The organism is Nonlabens sp. MIC269 (assembly GCF_001430865.1).
GTDB classification, from domain to species: Bacteria; Bacteroidota; Bacteroidia; order Flavobacteriales; family Flavobacteriaceae; genus Nonlabens; species Nonlabens tegetincola.
In genome coordinates this window covers 2,118,221-2,142,476 of the sequence record NZ_CP011373.1, presented here as the reverse complement: position 1 = coordinate 2,142,476, position 24,256 = coordinate 2,118,221, and the positions used below count along the sequence as shown (strand labels likewise).

Genomic DNA, 24,256 nt, shown 5'->3' with positions numbered 1-24,256 from the left:
ACTTCCATCTAAGCCTAGATTTTTTTTCATTTTATCTGATGTATAAATAACCGGCCAATTTCTGAGTTTTTCCAAAATCATCTATATATTCTACTACATAGAAGTATGTACCAGTCGGTAATTTCTCACCTTGCTCGACGGTAACTCGTCCTTCTGAAACACCTTCAAACCTACGAGTTTCATTATCGTAATTCTCAGTGTTATAAACCTCAATACCCCATCTATTATAGATATGAACTGTATTTTCAAAATTCTCAATTCCTTCTAATATGAAGTAATCATTTCTACCATCCTCATTAGGCGTAACTGCATTCCATACTCTTATTCGACGTGGATCTGAATCTAGATAATCTGGAATTCCATCACCATCGATATCACTAGTATCTCCTGTGTTTGGATCACCATCTCCATCTGGATTTGGCCCTTCATCCATAGTATCAATTCCATCGCCATCATCGTCTGTATCTAGGTAGTCTGGTATGCCATCGCCATCAGAGTCTTGATCGGTAGGATCATTATCACCATCGTAGTCTTCAAAAATCGTATCTACACCATCTCCATCATCATCGGTATCAAAAACATCTGGAACACCATCTCCATCTGTATCGCCTCTTGTAAGTTCCACTCCATTTGGAACATTATCCATATCACAATCTGCATCTAACCATTCTTGAGAAGGTGTTGTTGATTGATCATCTAGATTAACGCTACATGGATCTTGTGGATCTGTAGGATCTCCACCGTTTGGAGGGAATAATTCATCAATATTGGATACGCCATCTCCATCACAATCTAAGGCATCCCATGCTCCTGATGCTAGACTTACGTCTTGTGATATTGAGTCATAATCACATGGATCTTGAGTATCAGTCCCATCTATTAATTCCTGTCCGTTAGTTACTCCATCACCATCACAATCTAACATAGCCCATTCATCACTTGGAGTTATTGTCTGACTAGTGGTAAGATAATCACAAGGGTCATTTAGATCAGTACCGTCTGCGATCTCATCACCATTAGTAACTCCATCACCGTCACAATCTGCATCTAGAAAATCGCCTCCTTGAGTTAAAGTAATACTTCCTACTATTAGATCACAAGAATCAATTGGATCAGTCCCATCGATTATTTCATCACCGTTAGTAACACCATCACCATCACAGTCTAGCGCATTCCAAACTGATGTTACTATTGTTAAATCTTGGCTATTCACATCATAATTACAAGGATCTTGTGGGTCGGTTCCATCATTTAATTCGGTACCGTTTGAAACACCGTCACCATCACAATCAGCACCTTGCCACGCTGGAGAAGTAACAGACACATCCTGTTGTGATGCATCGTAATCACATGGGTCATTAGGATCTGTCCCTGCTGTTAATTCGTCTCCATTAGTCACTCCATCACCATCACAGTCTGCTGACAAATAGTCTCCTGATTGAGCTACCGTAATACTTCCAACATTTAAATCACACGGATCGTTTGGATCAGTTCCGTCTGCTATCTCATCAGCATCGGTCACTCCATCTCCATCACAATCTACTGTGCTGGTTACTGATACTGTTATCTGTGACACGTTGTAATCACATGGATCGTTAGGGTTAGTTCCATCTGGTGTACTTGGATCTCCATCTGGACCATTAATCTCATCAGCATCCGTTACTCCATCTCCATCACAATCTACTGTGCTGGTCACCGGAACTGTAATACTACCTTGATCATAATCACAAGCATCTGTTGGATCGGTTCCGTCTGCAATCTCATCTGCATCTATCACTCCATCTCCATCACAGTCTACTGTGCTGGTTACTGATACCGTAATATCTGCAACATTGTAACTACATGCATCGTTTGGATCGGTTCCGTTTGCTATCTCATCAGCATCCGTTACTCCGTCTCCATCACAATCTACGGTACTTGTTACCGCTACTGTTACACTTGCTGGATCATAACTACACGCATCGTTTGGATCAGTTCCGTCTGCTATCTCATCAGCATCTATCACTCCATCTCCATCACAATCTACTCCACTTGTTACTGCTACTGTTACATCTGCAACATTGTAACTACATGCATCGTTTGGATCGGTTCCTGCCGCTATCTCATCAGCATCCGTTACTCCGTCTCCATCACAATCTACCATACTCGTTACTGCTAACGTAACACTTGATGGATCATAACTACATGGATCGTTTGGATCGGTTCCGTCTGCTGTATTTGGATCTCCATCTGGACCATTAATCTCATCAGCATCCGTTACTCCATCGCCATCACAGTCTACTGTGCTGGTTACTGATACCGTAATATCTGCAACATTGTAACTACATGCATCGTTTGGATCGGTTCCGTTTGCTATCTCATCAGCATCCGTTACTCCGTCTCCATCACAATCTACGGTACTTGTTACTGCTACTGTTACACTTGCTGGATCATAACTACACGCATCGTTTGGATCGGTTCCGTCTGCTATCTCATCAGCATCCGTTACTCCATCGCCATCACAATCTACTGTGCTCGTTACTGCTACGGTTACATCTGCAACATTGTAACTACACGCATCGTTTGGATCGGTTCCGTTTGCTATCTCATCAGCATCCGTTACTCCGTCTCCATCGCAATCTACCATACTCGTTACTGCTAACGTAACACTTGATGGATCATAACTACATGGATCGTTTGGATCGGTTCCATCTGCTGTATTTGGATCTCCATCTGGACCATTAATCTCATCAGCATCCGTTACTCCATCTCCATCACAGTCTACAGTACTGGTTACTGATACCGTAATATCTGCCACATTATAACTACATGCATCGTTTGGATCGGTTCCGTTTGCTATCTCATCAGCATCCGTTACTCCGTCTCCATCACAATCTACGGTACTTGTTACTGCTACTGTTACACTTGCTGGATCATAACTACACGCATCGTTCGGATCGGTTCCGTCTGCTATCTCATCAGCATCTATCACTCCATCTCCATCACAATCTACTGTGCTTGTTACTGCTACTGTTACATCTGCAACATTGTAACTACATGCATCGTTTGGATCAGTTCCGTTTGCTATCTCATCAGCATCCGTTACTCCATCTCCATCACAATCTACCATACTCGTTACTGCTAACGTAACACTTGATGGATCATAACTACATGGATCGTTTGGATCGGTTCCATCTGCTGTATTTGGATCTCCATCTGGACCATTAATCTCATCAGCATCCGTTACTCCATCTCCATCACAGTCTACTGTGCTCGTTACTGATACTGTAATATCTGCAACATTATAACTACATGCATCGTTTGGATCGGTTCCGTTTGCTATCTCATCAGCATCCGTTACTCCGTCTCCATCACAATCTACGGTACTTGTTACTGCTACTGTTACACTTGCTGGATCATAACTACACGCATCGTTCGGATCGGTTCCGTCTGCTATCTCATCAGCATCTATCACTCCATCTCCATCACAATCTACTGTGCTTGTTACTGCTACTGTTACATCTGCAACATTGTAACTACACGCATCATTTGGATCGGTTCCTTCCGCTATCTCATCAGCATCCGTTACTCCGTCTCCATCACAATCTACCATACTCGTTACTGCTAACGTAACACTTGATGGATCATAACTACATGCATCGTTTGGATCGGTTCCGTCTGCTGTATTTGGATCTCCATCTGGACCATTAATCTCATCAGCATCCGTTACTCCATCTCCATCACAGTCTACTGTGCTTGTTACTGCTACTGTTACATCTGCAACATTATAACTACATGCATCGTTTGGATCGGTTCCGTTTGCTATCTCATCAGCATCCGTTACTCCGTCTCCATCACAATCTACGGTACTTGTTACCGCTACTGTTACACTTGCTGGATCATAACTACACGCATCGTTCGGATCGGTTCCGTCTGCTATCTCATCAGCATCAACTACTCCATCGCCATCACAATCTACTGTGCTTGTTACTGCTACTGTTACACTTGCTGGATCATAACTACATGCATCGTTTGGATCAGTTCCGTTTGCTATCTCATCAGCATCAGTTACTCCATCTCCATCACAATCTACCATACTCGTTACTGCTAACGTAACACTTGATGGGTCATAACTACATGCATCGTTTGGATCGGTTCCATCTGCTGTATTTGGATCTCCATCTGGACCATTAATCTCATCAGCATCCGTTACTCCATCTCCATCACAATCTACTGTGCTTGTTACTGCTACTGTTACATCTGCAACATTGTAACTACATGCATCGTTTGGATCGGTTCCGTTTGCTATCTCATCAGCATCCGTTACTCCATCTCCATCACAATCTACGGTACTTGTTACCGCTACTGTTACACTTGCTGGATCATAACTACACGCATCGTTCGGATCGGTTCCGTCTGCTATCTCATCAGCATCCGTTACTCCGTCTCCATCACAATCTACTGTGCTTGTTACTGCTACTGTTACACTTGCTGGATCATAACTACACGCATCATTTGGATCGGTTCCGTCTGCTATCTCATCAGCATCCGTTACTCCATCTCCATCACAATCTACTGTGCTCGTTACTGCTAACGTAACACTTGATGGATCATAACTACATGCATCGTTTGGATCGGTTCCGTCTGCTGTATTTGGATCTCCATCTGGACCATTAATCTCATCAGCATCCGTTACTCCATCTCCATCACAATCTACTGTGCTCGTTACTGATACTGTAATATCTGCAACATTATAACTACATGCATCGTTTGGATCGGTTCCGTTTGCTATCTCATCAGCATCCGTTACTCCGTCTCCATCACAATCTACGGTACTTGTTACTGCTACTGTTACACTTGCTGGATCATAACTACACGCATCGTTCGGATCGGTTCCGTCTGCTATCTCATCAGCATCTATCACTCCATCTCCATCACAATCTACTGTGCTTGTTACTGCTACTGTTACATCTGCAACATTGTAACTACATGCATCATTTGGATCAGTTCCGTTTGCTATCTCATCAGCATCAGTTACTCCATCTTCATCACAATCTACCATACTCGTTACTGCTAACGTAACACTTGATGGATCATAACTACATGGATCGTTTGGATCGGTTCCATCTGCTGTATTTGGATCTCCATCTGGACCATTAATCTCATCAGCATCCGTTACTCCATCTCCATCACAATCTACTGTGCTTGTTACTGCTACTGTTACATCTGCAACATTGTAACTACATGCATCGTTTGGATCGGTTCCGTTTGCTATCTCATCAGCATCCGTTACTCCGTCTCCATCACAATCTACGGTACTTGTTACCGCTACTGTTACACTTGCTGGATCATAACTACACGCATCGTTTGGATCGGTTCCGTCTGCTATCTCATCAGCATCGATTACTCCGTCTCCATCACAATCTACAGTACTGGTTACTGCTACTGTTACATCTGCAACATTGTAACTACATGCATCATTTGGATCAGTTCCGTTTGCTATCTCATCAGCATCAGTTACTCCGTCTCCATCACAATCTACCATACTCGTTACTGCTAACGTAACACTTGATGGATCATAACTACATGGATCGTTTGGATCGGTTCCGTCTGCTGTATTTGGATCTCCATCTGGACCATTAATCTCATCAGCATCCGTTACTCCATCGCCATCACAATCTACTGTGCTGGTTACTGATACCGTAATATCTGCAACATTATAACTACATGCATCGTTTGGATCGGTTCCGTTTGCTATCTCATCAGCATCCGTTACTCCGTCTCCATCACAATCTACGGTACTTGTTACTGCTACTGTTACACTTGCTGGATCATAACTACACGCATCGTTTGGATCAGTTCCGTCTGCTATCTCATCAGCATCCGTTACTCCATCGCCATCACAATCTACTCCACTTGTCACCGCTACTGTTATTTGTGACACGTTGTAATCACATGGATCGTTAGGGTTGGTACCATCTGATGTTCCTGGATCTCCATCTGGACCATTAATCTCATCGGCATCCGTTACTCCATCTCCATCACAATCTACTGTGCTGGTCACTGGAACTGAAACGTTACTAAGATTGTAACTACATGGATCGTTTGGATCGGTTCCGGCTGCTATCTCATCAGCATCGATTACTCCATCTCCATCACAATCTACTGTGCTTGTTACTGCTACTGTTACATCTGCAACATTATAACTACATGCATCGTTTGGATCGGTTCCGTTTGCTATCTCATCAGCATCCGTTACTCCGTCTCCATCACAATCTACGGTACTTGTTACTGCTACTGTTACACTTGCTGGATCATAACTACACGCATCGTTCGGATCGGTTCCGTCTGCTATCTCATCAGCATCTATCACTCCATCTCCATCACAATCTACTGTGCTTGTTACTGCTACTGTTACATCTGCAACATTGTAACTACATGCATCGTTTGGATCAGTTCCGTTTGCTATCTCATCAGCATCCGTTACTCCATCTCCATCACAATCTACCATACTCGTTACTGCTAACGTAACACTTGATGGATCATAACTACATGGATCGTTTGGATCGGTTCCATCTGCTGTATTTGGATCTCCATCTGGACCATTAATCTCATCAGCATCCGTTACTCCATCTCCATCACAGTCTACTGTGCTCGTTACTGATACTGTAATATCTGCAACATTATAACTACATGCATCGTTTGGATCGGTTCCGTTTGCTATCTCATCAGCATCCGTTACTCCGTCTCCATCACAATCTACGGTACTTGTTACTGCTACTGTTACACTTGCTGGATCATAACTACACGCATCGTTCGGATCGGTTCCGTCTGCTATCTCATCAGCATCTATCACTCCATCTCCATCACAATCTACTGTGCTTGTTACTGCTACTGTTACATCTGCAACATTGTAACTACACGCATCATTTGGATCGGTTCCTTCCGCTATCTCATCAGCATCCGTTACTCCGTCTCCATCACAATCTACCATACTCGTTACTGCTAACGTAACACTTGATGGATCATAACTACATGGATCGTTTGGATCGGTTCCGTCTGCTGTATTTGGATCTCCATCTGGACCATTAATCTCATCAGCATCCGTTACTCCATCGCCATCACAGTCTACTGTGCTGGTTACTGATACCGTAATATCTGCAACATTGTAACTACATGCATCGTTTGGATCGGTTCCGTTTGCTATCTCATCAGCATCCGTTACTCCGTCTCCATCACAATCTACGGTACTTGTTACTGCTACTGTTACACTTGCTGGATCATAACTACACGCATCGTTTGGATCAGTTCCGTCTGCTATCTCATCAGCATCGGTTACTCCATCGCCATCACAATCTACTCCACTTGTCACCGCTACTGTTATTTGTGACACGTTGTAATCACATGGATCGTTAGGGTTGGTACCATCTGATGTTCCTGGATCTCCATCTGGACCATTAATCTCATCGGCATCCGTTACTCCATCTCCATCACAATCTACTGTGCTCGTCACTGGAACTGAAACGTTACTAAGATTGTAACTACATGGATCGTTTGGATCGGTTCCGGCTGCTATCTCATCAGCATCGATTACTCCATCTCCATCACAGTCTACTGTGCTGGTTACTGATACCGTAATATCTGCAACATTATAACTACATGCATCGTTTGGATCGGTTCCGTTTGCTATCTCATCAGCATCCGTTACTCCGTCTCCATCACAATCTACGGTACTTGTTACCGCTACTGTTACACTTGCTGGATCATAACTACACGCATCGTTTGGATCGGTTCCGTCTGCTATCTCATCAGCATCGATTACTCCGTCTCCATCACAATCTACAGTACTGGTTACTGCTACTGTTACATCTGCAACATTGTAACTACATGCATCATTTGGATCAGTTCCGTTTGCTATCTCATCAGCATCAGTTACTCCGTCTCCATCACAATCTACCATACTCGTTACTGCTAACGTAACACTTGATGGATCATAACTACATGGATCGTTTGGATCGGTTCCGTCTGCTGTATTTGGATCTCCATCTGGACCATTAATCTCATCAGCATCCGTTACTCCATCGCCATCACAATCTACTGTGCTGGTTACTGATACCGTAATATCTGCAACATTATAACTACATGCATCGTTTGGATCGGTTCCGTTTGCTATCTCATCAGCATCCGTTACTCCGTCTCCATCACAATCTACGGTACTTGTTACTGCTACTGTTACACTTGCTGGATCATAACTACACGCATCGTTTGGATCAGTTCCGTCTGCTATCTCATCAGCATCCGTTACTCCATCGCCATCACAATCTACTCCACTTGTCACCGCTACTGTTATTTGTGACACGTTGTAATCACATGGATCGTTAGGGTTGGTACCATCTGATGTTCCTGGATCTCCATCTGGACCATTAATCTCATCGGCATCCGTTACTCCATCTCCATCACAATCTACTGTGCTGGTCACTGGAACTGAAACGTTACTAAGATTGTAACTACATGGATCGTTTGGATCGGTTCCGGCTGCTATCTCATCAGCATCGATTACTCCATCTCCATCACAATCTACTGTGCTTGTTACTGCTACTGTTACATCTGCAACATTATAACTACATGCATCGTTTGGATCGGTTCCGTTTGCTATCTCATCAGCATCCGTTACTCCGTCTCCATCACAATCTACGGTACTTGTTACTGCTACTGTTACACTTGCTGGATCATAACTACACGCATCGTTCGGATCGGTTCCGTCTGCTATCTCATCAGCATCTATCACTCCATCTCCATCACAATCTACTGTGCTTGTTACTGCTACTGTTACATCTGCAACATTGTAACTACATGCATCGTTTGGATCAGTTCCGTTTGCTATCTCATCAGCATCCGTTACTCCATCTCCATCACAATCTACCATACTCGTTACTGCTAACGTAACACTTGATGGATCATAACTACATGGATCGTTTGGATCGGTTCCATCTGCTGTATTTGGATCTCCATCTGGACCATTAATCTCATCAGCATCCGTTACTCCATCTCCATCACAGTCTACTGTGCTCGTTACTGATACCGTAATATCTGCAACATTATAACTACATGCATCGTTTGGATCGGTTCCGTTTGCTATCTCATCAGCATCCGTTACTCCGTCTCCATCACAATCTACGGTACTTGTTACTGCTACTGTTACACTTGCTGGATCATAACTACACGCATCGTTTGGATCGGTTCCGTCTGCTATCTCATCAGCATCGATTACTCCGTCTCCATCACAATCTACAGTACTGGTTACTGCTACTGTTACATCTGCAACATTGTAACTACACGCATCATTTGGATCGGTTCCTTCCGCTATCTCATCAGCATCCGTTACTCCGTCTCCATCACAATCTACCATACTCGTTACTGCTAACGTAACACTTGATGGATCATAACTACATGGATCGTTTGGATCGGTTCCGTCTGCTGTATTTGGATCTCCATCTGGACCATTAATCTCATCAGCATCCGTTACTCCATCGCCATCACAGTCTACTGTGCTGGTTACTGATACCGTAATATCTGCAACATTGTAACTACATGCATCGTTTGGATCGGTTCCGTTTGCTATCTCATCAGCATCCGTTACTCCGTCTCCATCACAATCTACGGTACTTGTTACTGCTACTGTTACACTTGCTGGATCATAACTACACGCATCGTTTGGATCAGTTCCGTCTGCTATCTCATCAGCATCCGTTACTCCATCGCCATCACAATCTACAGTACTGGTTACTGCTACTGTTACATCTGCAACATTATAACTACACGCATCGTTTGGATCGGTTCCGGCTGCTATCTCATCAGCATCCGTTACTCCGTCTCCATCACAATCTACCATACTCGTTACTGCTAACGTAACACTTGATGGATCATAACTACATGGATCGTTTGGATCGGTTCCGTCTGCTGTATTTGGATCTCCATCTGGACCATTAATCTCATCAGCATCCGTTACTCCATCTCCATCACAATCTACTGTGCTGGTTACTGATACCGTAATATCTGCCACATTATAACTACATGCATCGTTTGGATCGGTTCCGTTTGCTATCTCATCAGCATCCGTTACTCCGTCTCCATCACAATCTACGGTACTTGTTACTGCTACTGTTACACTTGCTGGATCATAACTACACGCATCGTTCGGATCGGTTCCGTCTGCTATCTCATAAGCATCTATCACTCCATCTCCATCACAATCTACTGTGCTTGTTACTGCTACTGTTACATCTGCAACATTATAACTACACGCATCATTTGGATCGGTTCCGTTTGCTATCTCATCAGCATCCGTTACTCCATCTCCATCACAATCTACCATACTCGTTACTGCTAACGTAACACTTGATGGATCATAACTACATGGATCGTTTGGATCGGTTCCATCTGCTGTATTTGGATCTCCATCTGGACCATTAATCTCATCAGCATCCGTTACTCCATCTCCATCACAGTCTACTGTGCTGGTTACCGCTACTGTTACACTTGCTGGATCATAACTACACGCATCGTTTGGATCGGTTCCGTTTGCTATCTCATCAGCATCCGTTACTCCATCTCCATCACAATCTACGGTACTTGTTACCGCTACTGTTACACTTGCTGGATCATAACTACACGCATCGTTCGGATCGGTTCCGTCTGCTATCTCATCAGCATCCGTTACTCCGTCTCCATCACAATCTACTGTGCTTGTTACTGCTACTGTTACACTTGCTGGATCATAACTACACGCATCATTTGGATCGGTTCCGTCTGCTATCTCATCAGCATCCGTTACTCCATCTCCATCACAATCTACTGTGCTCGTTACTGCTAACGTAACACTTGATGGATCATAACTACATGGATCGTTTGGATCGGTTCCGTCTGCTGTATTTGGATCTCCATCTGGACCATTAATCTCATCAGCATCCGTTACTCCATCTCCATCACAGTCTACTGTGCTCGTTACTGATACTGTAATATCTGCAACATTATAACTACATGCATCGTTTGGATCGGTTCCGTTTGCTATCTCATCAGCATCCGTTACTCCGTCTCCATCACAATCTACGGTACTTGTTACTGCTACTGTTACACTTGCTGGATCATAACTACACGCATCGTTCGGATCGGTTCCGTCTGCTATCTCATCAGCATCTATCACTCCATCTCCATCACAATCTACTGTGCTTGTTACTGCTACTGTTACATCTGCAACATTGTAACTACATGCATCATTTGGATCGGTTCCGTTTGCTATCTCATCAGCATCAGTTACTCCATCTCCATCACAATCTACTGTGCTCGTTACTGCTAACGTAACACTTGATGGATCATAACTACATGCATCGTTTGGATCGGTTCCGTCTGCTGTATTTGGATCTCCATCTGGACCATTAATCTCATCAGCATCCGTTACTCCATCTCCATCACAGTCTACTGTGCTGGTTACTGATACCGTAATATCTGCCACATTATAACTACATGCATCGTTTGGATCGGTTCCGTTTGCTATCTCATCAGCATCCGTTACTCCGTCTCCATCACAATCTACGGTACTTGTTACTGCTACTGTTACACTTGCTGGATCATAACTACACGCATCGTTCGGATCGGTTCCGTCTGCTATCTCATCAGCATCTATCACTCCATCTCCATCACAATCTACTGTGCTTGTTACTGCTACTGTTACATCTGCAACATTGTAACTACATGCATCATTTGGATCAGTTCCGTTTGCTATCTCATCAGCATCAGTTACTCCATCTTCATCACAATCTACCATACTCGTTACTGCTAACGTAACACTTGATGGATCATAACTACATGGATCGTTTGGATCGGTTCCATCTGCTGTATTTGGATCTCCATCTGGACCATTAATCTCATCAGCATCCGTTACTCCATCTCCATCACAATCTACTGTGCTTGTTACTGATACCGTAATATCTGCAACATTGTAACTACATGCATCGTTTGGATCGGTTCCGTTTGCTATCTCATCAGCATCCGTTACTCCGTCTCCATCACAATCTACGGTACTTGTTACCGCTACTGTTACACTTGCTGGATCATAACTACACGCATCGTTTGGATCGGTTCCGTCTGCTATCTCATCAGCATCGATTACTCCGTCTCCATCACAATCTACAGTACTGGTTACTGCTACTGTTACATCTGCAACATTATAACTACACGCATCGTTTGGATCAGTTCCGTTTGCTATCTCATCAGCATCAGTTACTCCGTCTCCATCACAATCTACCATACTCGTTACTGCTAACGTAACACTTGATGGATCATAACTACATGGATCGTTTGGATCGGTTCCATCTGCTGTATTTGGATCTCCATCTGGACCATTAATCTCATCAGCATCCGTTACTCCATCGCCATCACAGTCTACAGTACTGGTTACTGATACCGTAATATCTGCAACATTATAACTACATGCATCGTTTGGATCGGTTCCGTTTGCTATCTCATCAGCATCCGTTACTCCGTCTCCATCACAATCTACGGTACTTGTTACCGCTACTGTTACACTTGCTGGATCATAACTACACGCATCGTTCGGATCGGTTCCGTCTGCTATCTCATCAGCATCCGTTACTCCGTCTCCATCACAATCTACTGTGCTTGTTACTGCTACTGTTACACTTGCTGGATCATAACTACACGCATCATTTGGATCGGTTCCGTCTGCTATCTCATCAGCATCCGTTACTCCATCTCCATCACAATCTACCATACTCGTTACTGCTAACGTAACACTTGATGGATCATAACTACATGGATCGTTTGGATCGGTTCCGTCTGCTGTATTTGGATCTCCATCTGGACCATTAATCTCATCAGCATCCGTTACTCCATCTCCATCACAGTCTACTGTGCTGGTTACTGATACCGTAATATCTGCCACATTATAACTACATGCATCGTTTGGATCGGTTCCGTTTGCTATCTCATCAGCATCCGTTACTCCGTCTCCATCACAATCTACGGTACTTGTTACTGCTACTGTTACACTTGCTGGGTCATAACTACACGCATCGTTTGGATTAGTTCCGTCTGCTATCTCAGCACTATTTAGAACACCATCTCCATCACAATCAGTGGACAACCATGGCTCCGCTTGAGTCCCATCTACCACATCATCTTCATTGTAATCACAAGGATCATTTAAATCGGTTCCATTAGGACCAGCAATACCATCCATATCAGGATCTAGTTCTAAACCATTAATTACACCATCTCCATCACAATCAGCATTATACCAATCTGTGTTATTATCTGATAAATCAACATTAGCAAGTTCCGCTCCTACACAAGGATCAAACGGAGCTGGATCATCTCCATTAGTCTCACCATCACCATCACAATCGGCGGCTTGCCAGATTGGATTACTCGTATCGGCTGTACTTCCTGCTGTGAAAACACACGGATCTTCTGGATCTGGATCAGTTCCGTTAGAATCTCCATCTCCATCACAATCAGCGGCTTGCCAAATAGGATTACTCGTATCAGCTGTACTTCCTGCTGTAAACACACATGGATCATTTGGTGCTGGATCGGTTCCGTTAGAATCTCCATCGCCATCACAATCAGCGGCTTGCCAAATAGGATTACTTGTATCTGCTACACTTCCTGCTGTAAATACACATGGGTCATTTGGTACTGGATCTGTACCATTGGAATCTCCATCGCCATCACAATCAGCGGCTGCCCATACGGCATAATTCTCATCTGTCGTTGCTGGTATTGTTGAAGTCGTAACACTACATGGATCAAACGGCTCTGTACCATTCATTACTTCTTCTCCGTTGGTCTCACCATCACCATCACAGTCAGCGGCTGCCCATACAGCATAATTCGCATCACTTACATCTGGTACCATTGCTGTTCCACTTACACTACATGGATCGGTTGGATCTGATCCATTTGAGTTTTCTGTTCCGTTAGTTTCACCGTCTCCATCACAATCGGCGGCTTGCCAGATTGGATTACTCGTATCGGCTGTACTTCCTGCTGTGAAAACACACGGATCTTCTGGATCTGGATCAGTTCCGTTTGAATCTCCATCACCATCACAATCGGCGGCTTGCCAAATTGCATTACTCGTATCAGCTGTACTTCCTGCTGTAAACACACATGGATCATTTGGTGCTGGATCGGTTCCGTTAGAATCTCCATCGCCATCACAATCAGCGGCTTGCCAAATAGGATTACTTGTATCTGCTACACTTCCTGCTGTAAATACACATGGGTCATTTGGTGCTGGATCTGTTCCATTGGAATCTCCATCGCCATCACAATCAACGGCTGCCCATACGGCATAATTCTCATCTGTCGTTGCTGGTATTGTTGAAGTCGTAACACTACATGGATCAAACGGCTCTGTACCATTCATTACTTCTTCTCCGTTGGTCTCACCATCACCATCACAGTCAGCGGCTGCCCATACAGCATAATTGGCATCACTTACATCTGGTACCATTGCTGTTCCACTTACACTACATGGATCGGTTGGATCTGATCCATTAGAGTTTTCTGTCCCATTTGTCTCTCCATCTCCATCACAATCAGCGGCTTGCCAGATTGGATTACTCGTATCGGCTGTACTTCCTGCTGTAAACACACATGGATCTTGTGGATCTGGATCAGTTCCGTTAGAATCTCCATCACCATCACAATCGGCTACTGCCCAAATATCATATGCCGTTTGTTCTGGTGTTCCTGGTGTTCCTGGGTTTGAAGGTGTCGTTGTGCCAGAAGAAAAATCACAAGGATCTTGAGGATTAGGATCACTTCCGTTTGGATCGCCATCGCCATCACAATCTGCTAAAATCCAAGCTCCTGTTTGTGTTTCAGTCACCAATAAAGGTTCGTAATCACAAGGATCTGATGGATCTGTTCCGTTTCCATCATCTTCACCATTACCATCTGGATCTATTTCATTTGCATTTGTCACACCATCTCCGTCACAGTCTGCATTTTGGAATTCTAAAGTTGTTACTGTATAATCTTGATTTGTTTGAATATATTCACATGAATCAAAAGGATCTGTTGAATCTGTAACTTCTTGGTCGTTAGTTACGCCATCACCATCACAATCTTCTGCAGCCCATATTGAATAATTTGGATCTGTTGAAGCAGGTACAGTTGGTGTTCCACTAACAACACAAGGGTTTGATGGATCTGGATCTGATCCGTTTGGATCACCATCACCGTCACAATCTGCAGCCTGCCACGTAGCATTCGAAGTGTCTGCTACACTACCGGTTGTAAACACACATGGGTTTGCTGGATCTGGATCTGTACTATCGCAATCGCCATCACCATCAGTATCTATACATCCATCTACAGTAATACTTTCATTTAAATCATCACCAGCTGTCGTTGGATCTGTTTGATCAGGCGTTGTAGCTGCAGTTGTGCTGTTCGTAATCGTATTTCCATCCTCACCAGCATCTACTACTCCTTCAATATTCAATGTTACAAATTGTCCACTAGCGATAAATGGAATTGTCCAATTAGGATCTGTATAAGTAGAAGGTTGATCTCCACCTGTATTTCCATTGTTTATTGTAGCTGTAAGTCCGGCTGGAATCGCATCTACCAATGAGACATTAGTAGCGTCATCAGGACCATTATTAGTAACCGTTATTGTAAAGGCTACAGTATCACCTTCTGCCGGAGTACTATCTCCAGTAGCTAAAGTTTTAACGGTCACTAAGTTGGCTTCACCAACTGCTATACCATCATTATTTCCATCACTACCATCATCAGTATCGTTAGCCGGAACACTATCTACTTGATCTGCAGATACTGAAACTACATTTGTAAATGCTCCTGGTCCGTCTATAGTACCGGTAACAATTATTGTGACGTCACTAAATGGTGTATTAGCCGTTATTGTTCCTAAATTACAAGGAAATGTAGTACAGCCACCTCCATTTATGTTTGTTATTGTAACATTTGTTGGAGTGTCTGTTACAAATACATTTGTTGCTGTGTCCGTCCCTAAATTACTTACAACTATATTCCAAGAAACTGTATCTCCAGGCGCAAAAGGACCTGATTGATTTAACGTTTTTGTAATTCTTATATCAGATTGAGCGACGCTACAAGAATCCGGAGCGGTTCCTGCATTTTGAGTATCGGTGCATCCACTAGGATTATCAAACGTTGCAGTTAAATTAACAGGACCACCATCTGCAGAGAATGTTAAATTGGTAAATCTATGTTGCGCTGCATTATCCAACCCAGATACTGGAACAAAAGTGTTAATCCCGGCACCTGTTAAATCTAAATTTCCTGAACCAGGTGGGTTTGTGAATTGAACAACAACATCTGCTGTAAAAGTATCATCTGTCGGGTCTCCGGTGGTACCGTTTGAATTACAACTCGAAATATTGTCAAGGGAAATTACTTGAACTAAACATGTGTTGATAGTTATGAAGACATTTGCGGAATCTGTATTACCAAAGGGATCGGAAATTTCATAGCTAAATGAAACTGGAGCGGATGAACCTGGCGGCGGAGTAATGTCTAGCATTCCGCCTGAAAGCTGCACAATTGTTCCATCAGACAATACAATTGGAGCACCTCCATCAGTTATAGGTATACCATCTATTTCAATTATCGTTAATGGATCACCATCCGGATCAGAATCTATACCATTACCATTATCAGCAAATAAATCTACAGTTATAGGAAGATCTACATTAGTTGAGAAAACATCATCCTCGGCAACTGGTGGATTATTTATTCCTACAGAACTGCTGCGTGTTAATACTCGTCCCGAAGGGTCCTGAGAAGTAAAAATCGCTGTATTATCTCCTGGACAAGGTTGCATAATTTCTACAACTAGACTAACTATTATTCTTTCACCTGGTCTTAATTGACCTGTTACACCATCAAAAATATCATTAAATCCTTGACCTGTAAACGATGTGTTAAAAGCCGGTGTTACTAGAGCTGTTGTTAATTCAAGTTGGGGACTACTAACATTAACGACGTTACCTGGACACATAGCCATCACGTTATCAGTTATTTGCGGAACAAATAAATCAACAGGAGAAGCTGCATCATTTTCAATCTCTATTTGAAAAGTTATATCCTTATTTCCTATTACACCGCTAGCCGCTTGAACATCACTTGTTACCGTTTTAGTGATTATTGGTAACGGAGTAGAAGAAAAAGTAACTGGAGTAGGTTCACAGTTACATTGTTCCTCATCATGTTCTGCTGTCAGGTTTTGTCTTGAAATATCAGAAACAGCCCGACCTCCTAAATCGGTTCCAGAAAAAACACCTTGAGATGTTCTAGTACTGGAATTACCCGTAGGACCTACATTTAAATCAATTCGGTAAGTCGCAGTTTCACCACTTATCATACTCTGCCCAGAAACTAACAAATCTGTAGAAGTTCCTATTAATCCTGAGCCACCATCAAAATCAGGGTTTTCCAACAAGCTTCCTCCAATACGAGTCACAGTCAAAGTATTAATTGGTACAGCTGGTGAGGCGGCAAATAAATGACCAAAGTCATGGGTGTATTGTACATTATTTGCAGTTCCAGAACCAGAATTTCTTAATGTAATCGTATAAAAGAAATCAAAAGTACCATCAGTATTTATGGTAGGTGTAGGATCACTAACTTCAAATCCTGCACTCAAAATAGATTGGTTTTCTTCAAAAAATTCTGCATCAGTTGCAGAGGTTTCATATGGTTCTCCCGTTACAGCATCTCTGGCTGTTGCTATCACCTCATTGATAATAGTTTGCTGATCTAGTGCAGCTACAGCATTCACCTCAATACAAATAGAAAAATTAATTGACTCACCTGGTGGCAACTCTTCTATTACTGCAACATCCAATATCTCCTCATCCACTGTTCCGTTAAACGCACCATTTGGCGCCACACTACTGGTATTATCATTAGTTTCTGAAGCTGTAACGCTTACGATATTTACAATATTTGCGTCTCCTAAAAAAGGCGTCCCTAAGTCATCAATGATACTTAGATCAAAAACTGGATTAACACCACCATTAGTTAAAATACCTTCATATCTAATGCGGTACCTATCATCAGTGGTATAACCCCAATCACAATGGGTTTTGCTTATAGTCAAACCTCCATTTGTAGTAGCTTCACTACACTGCGATGGTGCTGTAAAAACTGCTGGCAAACCGAATGAACAAGTAGTTGCACCTCCATTAAATGCAGCTGACAAAGCAACATCTCCACCATCGGATGAAAAAACTACACCCGTAAAGGTGTGACTAGTGGAAGAATCTAAACCACCTACACCAACAGATGCTGTTCCATCGCCTGTAAGATCAAGTGTTCCAACGGTAGGCAAATTGAGACTATCAAATGTGATTATTATATCTGCGGTAAAAGTATCATCACCTTCATTACCAGGCCCTGAAGTACCGTTATCATCACAAATAGAAATAGAACTTGGATCTACACTAATATTAGTTATGTTACAATTTGGACTACATGACGAAGGAGCTATATCTACAGCAGGATCATTATAAGGACAATCTACATCTGGAAAGTTTGCACGAATTGAAAATGGGTTTCCATCTGCAGGCAGTACTACATTTATAAAGGTATGTGAAGTGGCAGAATCCAATCCAGCCACACCAATTGCATCAATTGGTGAACCTCCTTGGTCAATTATCAAAGTACCTGAGTTTGCAGGATTTGTATAATTGACAGTAATATCAACTGTAAAAGTATCATCACTAGGATCGTTGGGAGTTCCTGAATCATTACAGGAACTAGCATTTGAAGAGACTATACTACTTATCAAACAATCTGGACTACATGAATCAGGCGCTAAACCAGCTGAAGGTTCGTTAAATGAGAAAGTACATACAGGATCCCCATTAAAAGAAGCTGTAATATTTATCGGCGTTCCATCTGAAGTCATTTGCACCGCAGGGAACGTATATGATGTTGCTCCAGGGGCAAATGTTGTAACATCTACCGTTTGAGCACCAGTATCACCTGAAAGGTCTAAGGTACCAGATGCTGGCGCAGCATCAAAATTAACTGTAACATCTGCCGTAAAAAAATCATCTGATGGATCTGTAGGTGTACCATTATTATTACAACTAGAAATCATCGATGTTGATATTATAGTAATATCACATTGACTATACCCGACAGACACTGAAAGAAGAAGGAAAGAAAAAGGAAGCAATATTTTTTTTATAACTAAAGAGTTATTAGAAAAGGTCTTGCCTAAATTCTTGAACGTTCTTAATAACGTAGTTTTACCCATAATACGAATAATAAAGTGAAATAAACTAAGAGGTCCGATGAAACATACTTTCAAAGGCTTCAGTTTTTAAAACTACATAGAACTTATATTTTTAACTATTCGTTAATAAAATTTAAAACAATATTCGTTGTTTGTTGTTTTTTATCGTTTAACTGCATATCGTTTTATATAGGAAAAGAAATGATATTAACTTTAACATAGAAATCTAAATATTAATTCCCAATTTATTAAATAAATTAGACACAGCTATTATCGTATTTTTGCATTTCCGAATAATTAATCATTCATGTCCTTACAAAAAGAAATTAATAGAAGACGTACCTTCGGTATTGTTTCACACCCAGATGCAGGTAAAACTACACTTACAGAAAAACTTCTTCTTTATGGAGGTGCTATTCAGGAAGCAGGAGCCGTAAAGAGCAATAAAATTAAAAAAGGTGCGGCTAGTGACTTCATGGAAATCGAGCGTCAACGTGGTATATCGGTAGCTACATCGGTTCTAGCATTTGAATATAATGACACAAAGATTAATATTCTAGATACACCAGGACACAAAGATTTTGCCGAGGACACCTTTAGAACTTTAACGGCTGTTGATAGTGTCATCGTCGTAGTAGACGTTGCAAAAGGTGTGGAAGAGCAAACTGAAAAACTTGTAGAGGTTTGTAGAATGCGCAACATTCCTATGATTGTATTCATCAATAAGATGGATAGGGAAGGAAAAGATGCCTTTGATCTACTCGATGAAATTGAACAAAAGTTACAACTTACAGTGACACCATTGAGTTTTCCTATAGGAATGGGATATGATCTTAAAGGAATTTATAATCTTTTTGAAAAAAACATAAGATTGTTTACTGGAGAGTCTTCTAAAGACATTAATAAAACTACTTCCATAGACGATTTAAATGATACGGCATTAGACAACCTAATTGGAGCTGAAAGCGCTCAAACATTACGAGAAGAACTTGAAATGGTAGAAGGTATCTATCCAGAATTTAATGAGAAAGATTACCTAGACGGCAAATTGCAACCTGTATTCTATGGTAGTGCACTACATAATTTTGGCGTAAAAGAGCTGCTAGACGCATTCATTAAAATAGCCCCTACTCCTAGACCTAAAAATGCTGAGGAACGATTAGTAAATCCTAAAGAAAAAGACTTTAGTGGATTCGTTTTCAAGATACACGCGAATATGGACCCTAAACATAGAGACAGACTGGCTTTTGTGAAAATTGTAAGCGGGACTTTTGAGCGTAACAAACCTTATAAACATGTAAGGTTAGATAAGAACTTAAAATTCTCCAGTCCTAATGCATTCTTTGCAGAAAAGAAAGAAATTGTTGACATATCGTACCCAGGAGATATTGTAGGTCTTCACGACACGGGAAATTTTAAAATCGGTGACACTTTAACTAGTGGTGAGATCCTACATTATAAGGGAATCCCTTCTTTCTCACCAGAACATTTTAGATACATTAATAATGCCGATCCTATGAAAGCAAAACAGCTTGCTAAGGGTATTGATCAATTAATGGATGAAGGTGTAGCACAATTATTTACTCTAGAACTAAATGGTCGTAAAGTTATTGGTACTGTTGGCGCTCTGCAATTTGAAGTAATTCAATATAGACTGGAACATGAATATGGAGCAAAATGTTCCTACGAGAACCTTAACGTGCACAAAGCTTGCTGGGTGGATACTAAGGATTGGAAAAGTGAGGAATTTTTAGATTTTAAAAGAGTTAAGTCCAAGTTCTTAGCTAAAGATAAACAAGGTCAATTGGTATTTCTCGCAGATAGTGCTTTCTCTCTTCAAATGACGCAACAAAAATACCCTAGTATCAAATTTCACTTCGTATCGGAATTTGAATCCATAGCTGTATAATCTTTGCTACGCTTTCGCGAAAGCGATATTTTAAAAAAGAAAGAGGTTCTTAAAGAACCTCTTTTTTATTAATTACAATTGGAAATCTTACCTAGACCAGAAATTATAAACTCTGATCTACGATTAAGTTGATGTTCCTCCGGAGTACATTCAACTCCATTTGAGCACTTATTAAGTAATTGACGCTCTCCATAACCTTTGGCTGTTAATCTGGACGCATCGATACCATTATCGATCAACCACTGACGAGTACTTCGCGCTCTACGATCACTTAAAGCATCGTTGTAATCATCTGGCGCACGACTATCTGTGTGAGACCTAATTTCAACAGCTATCTGTGGATATAGCTCCATGAATGCTTTAATCTTTGTCAATTCTGCAGCTGCATCTGGTCTTATATTGGACTTGTCAAAATCAAAGTATATTTGTTTTATGTTTAATAAAGGCGCTATATCATCACAATCTGCTAGCGCTTGTTTGTTTTTGGACAATTCCAGCGGTATATCACTATAATCTGTTTGAGAAGGTGTTGTAAACAAATCCTCGTCGGTACCATATTCTCGTTTTTCACCTCGTAGGAAATATTGTTTATCACACTCTAATTTAAATACAAATTTCCCATTAGCCTTAGTAATCAAGTCTCCTACAACATTATTATTAGCATCAAGAACGGTTACTAATGCACCATCTATAGGAGCTCCTGTATTTTTATCAGTTACTGTACCAGAAAGAAGGTGCTCACATTCTTTACGCATCTCTTCTGTTTGAATGAAACTATAAATATCGTCATCTCCGATTCCTCCTGGCCTATTACTACTGAAGTATCCTCGCTTACTACCGTCATTTATAATAAATGAGAAATCATCATATTGTGTATTTATAGGACTACCAATATTCACCACATTAGATACAGATCCATCTGGTTTGATGGAACTTGCAAATACATCTAGTCCTCCTAATCCTTGATGACCTGTACTTGCAAAATAGAGAGTATTATTGCTACTTACAAAAGGAAAACTTTCTCTACCTTCTGTATTGACATTTTCCAAATTACGAGGTTCACTGTAATTACCATCTTCTAAAATATCAACCACCCATAAATCAGACTTCCCAAATTTTTCTCGCATGTCATAACCAACTGATCCTGGCATATCACTAGAAAAATACAACTTAGTCTCATCTGGACTTAATGCTGGATGCGCTGTAGAGTATTCATCGCTATTAAAAGGTAGTTCAACAGGTTGTAACCATCTTTTTCCCTTTTTAACCGATTTGTATATTTTAAGTCTGTTAACCCCATCAATATCTTGTCTTGCAACACCTTCGGAGTAGTTATTACGCGTAAAATATACAGTGTTTCCATCTTTAGTAAATGTAGGTGTACTTTCATGGAACCTTGTATTAAGAACCCCTTTAAATTCCTTGGCATTTCTTAATTCTCCAGCATTTGTTTCATCAGCTTCATAGAGCTCTAGAAAAGCCTGTCCACTCCATGTATGTCTTCTATTTATCAATGAAGAAGTATCTCTAGACGTGGCAAACACTACTTTATCTTTGGCATCGTAGTAAGCCGTACCAAAATCACTGGTATAACTATTAACATCCTCTGCATTTTTTATAATAAATCTTCCTGACTGAAAATCGATGATTTGCAGATAATTAGGCTCGTCAGAATATTTTTTGGCTCTTGAATCAAATCCCTTGAAGGAATTAAAAGTTGCCATCAATTCATCTGCTTTCTGATACTGACCAGTAGCTTTTAAAGTTTGCGCATGTCTAAAATAATACTCTGGTTTTACTGACTCTTTGTATTTTTCAAATAGTAGTGTATAATATTTATTGGATTTTTCTAACTCGTCATTAAAGTAATAAGCATCGGCAAGTTTTGATAAAATCTCTGGTGATTCGTAACCATCTTCAAATAGTTTTTTATAAAGCTTTTGAGCTTCAAAAAAGGCTAATTGATCATACTTTTTATTTGCTTTCTCTAAATCTGACTTTTTCTGTGCAGATGAAAAATTCAGAATAAATGTCACCAATAAAAGTGTAGATATATATTTTAATTTCATGATACTATTTTATTAAAAGAATCTTGGTGTGATAATTCTATCGTAGCTGTTGAACAATTCAAATCGCAAGAATAATTCATAACTACCATCGTTGTATATCGCATTACCTAATTCTGTAGTCTCGCGATCATAGGCAAATCCTATCATCATTTGATCACTTATTTGAAATCCTACTAATCCGGTAACAGCAGCACTCCACCTATAGGCCGCTCCTACTGTGAACTTCTCGTTGAATAAGAAATTTGCCGTTAAGTCAACCTGTAAAGGTGCTCCTTGTACCATCTTTACTAGTCCAGCTGGCTTGAACTTAATGTTATCATTTAAATCAAAAACATATCCTACGGTTCCAAATAAGTGTATACGCTCCTCTGCTATAAACGTGGCTGAACTCGTGTCGTTATCCTCATCAAAATGATCCGTCTGTAATAAATTAGGCGAACTCAATCCTACGTAAAACCTATCCGTATGATAATACAGTCCTAATCCTACAGTAGGTGACAATCTATTGTCTACATTCTCACTCAATCTAGGATCTCCTGGATCAAAAATATTTAGCTTATTAAAATCAACGTTTAACACGTGGATTCCTCCCTTAAGTCCAAAACTTAATCTTGCCTCGTCTCCTACGGGAATCGTATAACTAAAATCTGCCGCTACATAGGTCTCATCAGCTGGTCCTATTTCGTCATTTACAACACTCAAACCTAATCCTACTCTACTATTGGCAATAGGAGTATGAAACGACAAGGTTTGTGTGCGTGGTGCTCCATCCAATCCAACCCATTGACTACGATGTAATCCAACTATACTCGCTACACCGCGATTACCAGCATAGGCCGGATTTATAACTATCGGATTATACATATACTGACTGTACTGTGGATCCTGTTGAGCTGTTAACGCTTTCGCGAAAGCGAAAAAAACAAAGACAACTATTAATTTTTTCATGCTTGTAAGTTATAAAAAAAATCAAGCCTTGAC

At 41.2% G+C, this 24,256-nt stretch carries 4 protein-coding genes; 1 reads left to right on the top strand and 3 read right to left on the bottom strand.

The features are described from left to right. Positions 1 to 31: 31 nt before the first annotated feature. A complete protein-coding gene (locus AAT17_RS09645; protein ID WP_060523914.1) occupies positions 32 to 19,159 on the bottom strand; it encodes a gliding motility-associated C-terminal domain-containing protein in 19,128 nt (6,375 codons plus the stop codon). 445 nt (positions 19,160 to 19,604) lie between these two features. Between AAT17_RS09645 and AAT17_RS09640 the strand changes: the two genes are divergently transcribed. Then, on the top strand, positions 19,605 to 21,206 hold the full coding sequence (locus tag AAT17_RS09640; RefSeq protein WP_060523912.1) for a peptide chain release factor 3: 1,602 nt from the start codon (positions 19,605 to 19,607) through the stop codon (positions 21,204 to 21,206). A gap of 68 nt (positions 21,207 to 21,274) precedes the next feature. Here the strand turns inward: AAT17_RS09640 and AAT17_RS09635 are convergent, their stop codons facing one another. Further along, entirely contained in the window at positions 21,275 to 23,275 is a 2,001-nt protein-coding gene (locus tag AAT17_RS09635; RefSeq protein ID WP_060523910.1) for an OmpA family protein, read from the bottom strand. 12 nt (positions 23,276 to 23,287) lie between these two features. Further along, positions 23,288 to 24,223 carry a type IX secretion system membrane protein PorP/SprF gene (locus AAT17_RS09630; RefSeq protein ID WP_042280475.1) on the bottom strand — a complete coding sequence of 312 codons (936 nt, stop codon included), beginning with the start codon at positions 24,221 to 24,223 and terminating at the stop codon, positions 23,288 to 23,290. Positions 24,224 to 24,256: the final 33 nt, after the last annotated feature.